The following is a 5,897-nucleotide window of genomic DNA, read 5'->3' as shown; positions in this document are numbered from 1 at the left end:
GCGGTGGCGTCTCCCTCCTCCCCGGGTTCGGATTCGGGGGTGATCGGCTGCTGGGACTCGTACGCGCTCCAGGTACGCAGTGACAGGAACCACAGCAGGCCGGTGAGGGCGGTGGGGACCAGGGCGGCGAGGGCGAGCCGGCGGCCCGGCGTGCTCCACCAGCCGCCGTCGGAGAGCTCGGGTGAGAGGAATCCCAGCCAGGAGTGCCGGTCGGCGCAGGCGCGGGTGCCCGCGCACTGCCATGCGGTCAGGTCGAGGGCGACCTCGCAGGCGGCCGCGACGAGCAGCACCGTCAGGCTCAGTCCGGCCAGGCGTACCAGCAGGCCGTAGAGCCGGACCGTGCGCCGGCGGCCGCGGGCGGTGGGGCGCATCCAGTGGGCGAGGTTGACCACCATGAAGGGCAGCAGCAGCAGCCACAGGGCGCGGGTGCCGTTGCCCGAGGTGAGGTTGCACCAGACGTAGGCCTCGGGGACGGGTTCCTCGCGGCGGCCGGCGGGCCGGCGTTCCGCGTCGGCGTCGTCGGCGCGGCGGAACACGGCGGCGATGTCGTCACCGGTGACCCGGACCGTGCGCGGGTCGTCGAGCATCGCCTCGGGGGTGGTGCCCCCCACGCCGTGGACCAGGAGTTCCAGGGCTGCCGTGGACTCCCCGGGCCGGTTGCCGGGATCGTCGTCGCTCTCAGCCGGTCTGTACTGCCGCGTGCTCTCCACCGATTCGCACTTCCCCCGTGACGCCCCGTCGGCTCCGTCCGTGCGGGCTGAGGATCTCCCGCGCCGGGACGGTCGACACCTCTCGTCACGTAATCTCCCCGATCCGTGTGACACGCAAGCCCCGCCCGGCCAACCTGTGACATGCTCGCGACGAACCACCGGTGGCGCCGCGCGGTGCCCGGCATGCGAGGATGGGACGTCCGCGCACCGGTGCCGGGAGGTGATCCGCTCGTCGCAGTGGGTGCGTGAGGCGTGTCGGAGGGTTTGCGGCGAAAGGACCGGAGCGTACGTGAGCGAGAATCAGAACCTGCTCGCGGAGCAGCGGCGCACCCTGATCCTCGACGAGGTCCGGCGCCGGGGCGGCGTCCGGGTCAACGAGCTGACCCGCAAGCTCGGCGTGTCGGACATGACGGTCCGCCGCGATCTCGACGCCCTGGCCCGGCAGGGTGTCCTGGAGAAGGTGCACGGCGGCGCGGTCCCGGTGGTCGAGGCGAGCACGCACGAACCGGGGTTCGAAGCCAAGTCCGGTCTGGAGCTGACCGCCAAGGAGGACATCGCGCGGGCGGCGGCCGAGCTGGTCCCGCCCGGTGCGGCGATCGCACTCTCGGGCGGTACGACGACGTTCGCGCTGGCGCACCGGCTGGTCGACGTCCCCGATCTCACGGTGGTCACCAACTCGGTGCGGGTGGCCGACGTCTTCCACGCGGCGCAGCGCACCTCGGGGCCCCGTCAGGGCGCGGCCACGGTCGTCCTGACGGGCGGGGTGCGCACCCCGTCCGACTCGCTGGTGGGGCCGGTGGCCGACCAGGCGATCGCGGCGCTCCACTTCGACCTGCTGTTCCTCGGGGTGCACGGGATATCGGTCGAGGCGGGGCTTTCGACGCCGAACCTGGCGGAGGCCGAGACCAACCGGCGCCTCGTACAGTCGGCCCGGCGGGTGGTCGTGGTCGCCGACCACACCAAGTGGGGGACGGTGGGACTGAGCTCGTTCGCCTCGCTGGAGCAGGTCGACACCCTCGTCACCGACTCCGGGCTGCCCGAGGGGGCGCGCGCGGAGGTGTCCGAGCATCTGCGGCATCTGGTGGTGGCGGGCGAGGCCGATGAGCCGGCGGAAGCCGCCGGGAACTGACGGAGGACCGGCGGGCCCCCGGTGTCGCCCGCCTGCCCGTGGAGCCGGCACCGGTCGAGGGGAGTACGTCCATGGCTCATCGTCTGCGACCCGTGGGGCCAGGGTTCGCCGGGACCGCGCCCGTCCGCCTGGTCTTCGAGCGGGAGATCTCCGCCGCGCCCGAACAGGTCTTCGCCGCACTGGCCGGGGACGTGACCGGCTGGGCGGAGTGGTTCGGGCCGGTCACACTGGCCCGCCCCCTCGACGACGGCGCGGGACGGGAGATCCGCCTGCGCGGCGGCGCCCGGTTCCGCGAGACCGTCCTCGTGACGGAGGCCCCCGAGGTCTACGCCTATCGCGTCGACGTGACCAATGTGCCGGGCGCCCGTGCGCTGGTGGAGGAGTGGCGGACGACACCGGCCGGGACGGGCACGCGGGTGCGGTGGACGTTCGCCGCCGACGGCACGGCACCGTTCCGTCTCGCGCTCGGGGCCGCCCGGCCGGGACTCGGCCGGACGTTCCGCTCCGCGACGGCCTCGCTGGACCGGCGGCTCACGCGGTAGTGCCGCTCCGCCGCCCCTCGACGCAGAACCGGTTCCCCTCCGGATCGGCCGGCACCACGTACGGGAGGGCACCGGGTTCCGGGTTCTGCGGGTAGTGCGGCCAGTCGACGCGCTGTGCGCCCAGCGCGACCAGGCGGCCGACCTCTTCGTCCAGGCCGCGCTCGCCCGCGTGGAGATCGAGGTGGACGCGTGGGGACTCCGGCGCGGGGCTCTCGCCGACGTCCATGGCGAGCAGCATGCCGGGCACTCCCGGCGGAGGTCCGAGAATGATCCACTCGTCCCCCTCGTAGCGCGGCGGCCGCCGTACGTAGCCGAGCGCCCGGCGCCAGAACTCACCCGCCCGCCGGTCGTCCTTCACACCGAGCGACAGCCGCGCGATCGTCGTCATGCCGACACAGTAGACCGCGCTCTGCCGCCGTGACCCGCCGTCAGCCGGGCCAGACCCCCGTCCGCAGCAGGGACTCGACCGCCGCCGAGTACGGCGCGATGTCCAGACCCTGCTCGGCCAGCCAGGCGTCCGAGTAGTACTTGTCCAGGTACCGGTCCCCCGGGTCGCACAGCAGCGTCACCACGCTCCCCCGCCGGCCCTCCGCGACCATCTCCGCGACGAGCTTCAGCGCGCTCCACAACCCGGTGCCGGTGGAACCGCCCGCCCTGCGGCCGATCACCCCCTCCAGGGCCCGCACGGCGGCGACACTGGCCGCGTCGGGCACCTTCATCATCCGGTCGACCGCGCCGGGCACGAAGCTCGGCTCCATACGCGGCCGGCCGATGCCCTCGATACGGGAGCCGCGGTCGCAGGCGACGTCCGGATCACCGGTCGTCCAGCCCTCGAAGAAACACGAGTTCTCCGGGTCGGCGACACAGATGCGGGTGTCGTACTGCATGTAGTGCACGTAACGCGCGAGGGTCGCCGAGGTACCGCCGGTGCCGGCCGTGGCGACGATCCACGCCGGCTCCGGGAACCGCTCCAGCTCCAGCTGGCGGAAGATCGATTCGGCGATGTTGTTGTTGCCCCGCCAGTCCGTGGCCCGTTCGGCGTAGGTGAACTGGTCCATGTAGTGGCCTCCGGTGTCCGCCGCGAGGGCGGCGGAGGCCTCGTACATCGTGCGGGGGTCGTCCACGAAGTGGCACCGTCCGCCGTGGAACTCGATCAGGCGGCACTTCTCGGCGCTCGTCGTGCGCGGCATGACCGCGATGAAGGGCACTCCGATGAGCTTCGCGAAGTACGCCTCGGACACGGCCGTGGAACCGCTGGACGCCTCGATCACCGGGCGGCCCGGACGGATCCAGCCATTGCAGAGTCCGTACAGGAAGAGCGAACGGGCCAGGCGGTGCTTGAGGCTGCCGGTCGGGTGGGTCGACTCGTCCTTCAGATAGAGGTCGATGCCCCACCGCTCGGGCAGCGGGAAGCGCAGCAGATGGGTGTCCGCCGAGCGGTTGGCGTCCGCCTGGACCCTGCGGACGGCCTCTTTCAGCCAGGCACGGTAGACGGAGTCGCTGTGGTCGACGTCGAGGGTGGCGCCGGTCAGGATCTGGTGGGAAGTGCTCACGGCAGGGCTCCTTAGGCTGAGCGCCGACGGCGTCCCGCGCGGCCGGTACCCCGATCATAGACACCCTCCACACCGCCTCCCACCTGCATAAACGCTCCTTTGAGCGACTCAAAGGCACCCCTGGGGCCGGTCCCGGGGCGTGGGGGGCGCATTGGCGCGAGTGCTTCCACACCCCGGGGAACGGGGGCGCGCGCACTGGTGCTCGGCGGCGGGTGGGGGCAGACTGCACCGGCGGAAGCAAGGGCACACTGGATCCGGGCAGGAGCCGGCCCGCGGAGCACGGTCCGGCACACCGACGCGCACAAGGGGGCGGGCGGCATGGCTGAGCCGGAGTTCACGGCCACGGGCGTGCGGATCGGCAAGCGGCTGCGTTCGCTCACCCGGGCCGGGCAGGTCCGGATCAGCGGCGGCCGGCTGGAGCTGCTCACCAGCTACGGCAGTGAGATCGACAGCGCGCCGGTGCAGGCGGTACGCGCGACCAGGCCGTGGTTCGCGCCCGAGGACCGGGCGCTGGCGGACCTCAACGGCCACCGGTACCTGCTCACCCTCGGCGACCACGATCCCGCGCCGGGCGAGCCCGGCCCGCCGGCCGCCCGCCGTTTCATCGAGGCCGTCCGCCGGGCGTCGGGACGCGGCGCCTGAGATGTCCGCGAGTTGCGCCACCCCACCCGCTGCGTCACGCTGGTCCCACGTCACTCTGGGTTTACCGGCGATAACGCTGCGAACCAGCCCGCCGGCCACGACAGCAGGCGGCAGCGTCACGCAGGCGTCCTGCTGGATCCGTACTCCGTGTTCTTCCGGACCTCACGTCGGGGAGTCGCAGCCGTGATCAGTCATCCGAGCAGGCACTGCACGGTGGAGCTCCAAGCCCTGCCGTCGCGGATCGGCCAGGTCCGCAGAATCGTATCTGCGCAGTTGCGCTACTGGCATATGGATTCGTTGATAGACCGGGCCTCGCTCGGTGTGACGGAGCTGTTGTCCAACGTCCACCGGCATGCCCGGCCCGACAAGACGTGCACCGTCGAGATGGAGCTGCTGCTCGACCGGCTCAAGATCTCGGTGTACGACCATGATCCGCGTCTTCCGGTCGTGGCGGACGCCGGACCGCTCGCCACCTGTGGGCGCGGGCTGGCGATGGTGGCCGCCATGAGCGAGAGCTGGGGCGTCATGCCGGACGGCGAGTCCGGCAAGGTCGTGTGGTTCACGCTGCCGACGCCGTCCGCGGACGCACCGGCGGCCTGGGACCGGCAGCCACGGCTCACGGCCGTCGAGCCCGCGGACCACCGCTTCGCGGAGGTCGCGTTCGCCGAGCACGCCACCGAGCCCCGCCCCGAACGGGCCCCGGCCCACTCGACCGTCCCGGGCTGACGGGCGGCGGTCCGCCGCCGCCCGGCCCCGGGAAGAGTGGGCGTGCCTCGCCGGGTACCGGCATGGACCGGGGCGGGTGGCGCCTGTCCGGACTCCGCGGGCGCCGTCGTGCCTACCCCGCGGTGTCCCTGCCGCGCCGGCCGAACTCCTCGTCCAGGACGGACAGCCGGCGCCAGTACTCGTCCTCGTCGATCTCGCCGGAGGCGAAGCGGCGTCCGAGCACCGCGATCGGCGAATCGTGCTCCACCAAGGGCCGGACCGGTCCGCGGCCTCGATGCCCGCGCCACGCCGTGCGGCGCAGCAGTGCGACGCCGCCGCCGATGACCAGGGCCCAGAGGAGGGGGAAGAACAGGATCCACGGACCGGGCCCGCCGTCGCCGAAGTGTGCCAGCGTCTGCATGATCGTCAACTCCTCGGGGGCGCTGTCCCGTCGCTTCTTGTGCGACACCTCGAGAGTCGCCCCGCGAGGGGGGTCCGGTCGTCGTACGGCCGGCGGCACCCGGCCCGCCCCGCGGGGAGTACGCGGACCGCGCGCGCCTGCTTCCGCCCGGCCGGGAACGCGCTCGGCCTCTGCCCTCACCGGCGTGTGCGGGGC

At 72.9% G+C, this 5,897-nt stretch carries 7 protein-coding genes and 1 pseudogene; 4 read left to right on the top strand and 4 right to left on the bottom strand.

The window, feature by feature from the left end; genetic code table 11:
* A pseudogene (locus B9S61_RS07295) lies at nt 1-587 on the bottom strand (hypothetical protein); the annotation flags it as partial.
* Between the two features lie 412 nt (nt 588-999).
* Between B9S61_RS07295 and B9S61_RS07290 the strand changes: the two are divergent.
* Both B9S61_RS07290 and B9S61_RS07285 read left to right on the top strand, forming a co-directional pair.
* The gene (locus B9S61_RS07290; RefSeq protein WP_103541503.1) at nt 1,000-1,839 is read left to right on the top strand and encodes a DeoR/GlpR family DNA-binding transcription regulator; all 840 of its coding nucleotides are present in this window, start codon (nt 1,000-1,002) and stop codon (nt 1,837-1,839) included.
* 71 nt (nt 1,840-1,910) lie between these two features.
* Nucleotides 1,911-2,381: an SRPBCC family protein gene (locus tag B9S61_RS07285; RefSeq protein ID WP_103541502.1), complete on the top strand. Its 471-nt coding sequence runs from the start codon at nt 1,911-1,913 to the stop codon at nt 2,379-2,381.
* Here the strand turns inward: B9S61_RS07285 and B9S61_RS07280 are convergent.
* Both B9S61_RS07280 and B9S61_RS07275 read right to left on the bottom strand, forming a co-directional pair.
* Entirely contained in the window at nt 2,371-2,769 is a 399-nt protein-coding gene (locus B9S61_RS07280; RefSeq protein WP_103541501.1) for a VOC family protein, read from the bottom strand. The genes B9S61_RS07285 and B9S61_RS07280 overlap by 11 nt on opposite strands.
* 40 nt (nt 2,770-2,809) lie before the next feature.
* Entirely contained in the window at nt 2,810-3,934 is a 1,125-nt protein-coding gene (locus tag B9S61_RS07275) for a PLP-dependent cysteine synthase family protein (RefSeq protein WP_103541500.1), read from the bottom strand.
* Between the two features lie 318 nt (nt 3,935-4,252).
* Between B9S61_RS07275 and B9S61_RS07270 the strand changes: the two genes are divergently transcribed.
* A complete protein-coding gene (locus B9S61_RS07270; protein ID WP_103541499.1) occupies nt 4,253-4,576 on the top strand; it encodes a hypothetical protein in 324 nt (107 codons plus the stop codon).
* Nucleotides 4,577-4,759: 183 nt separating this feature from the next.
* Nucleotides 4,760-5,302 (top strand): ATP-binding protein, encoded by a 543-nt coding sequence (locus B9S61_RS07265; protein ID WP_181007283.1) that lies wholly within the window; start codon nt 4,760-4,762, stop codon nt 5,300-5,302.
* A gap of 112 nt (nt 5,303-5,414) precedes the next feature.
* Here B9S61_RS07265 and B9S61_RS07260 read toward each other — a convergent pair whose 3' ends face one another.
* A complete protein-coding gene (locus tag B9S61_RS07260) occupies nt 5,415-5,702 on the bottom strand; it encodes an SHOCT domain-containing protein (RefSeq protein ID WP_103541504.1) in 288 nt (95 codons plus the stop codon).
* Between the last annotated feature and the right edge of the window lie 195 nt (nt 5,703-5,897).

Source organism: Streptomyces sp. SM1 (assembly GCF_002910825.1).
GTDB lineage: Bacteria > Actinomycetota > Actinomycetes > Streptomycetales > Streptomycetaceae > Streptomyces > Streptomyces okerensis.
Note: the sequence above shows the minus strand (reverse complement) of the source record. Positions and strands in the feature narration are given on the sequence as shown.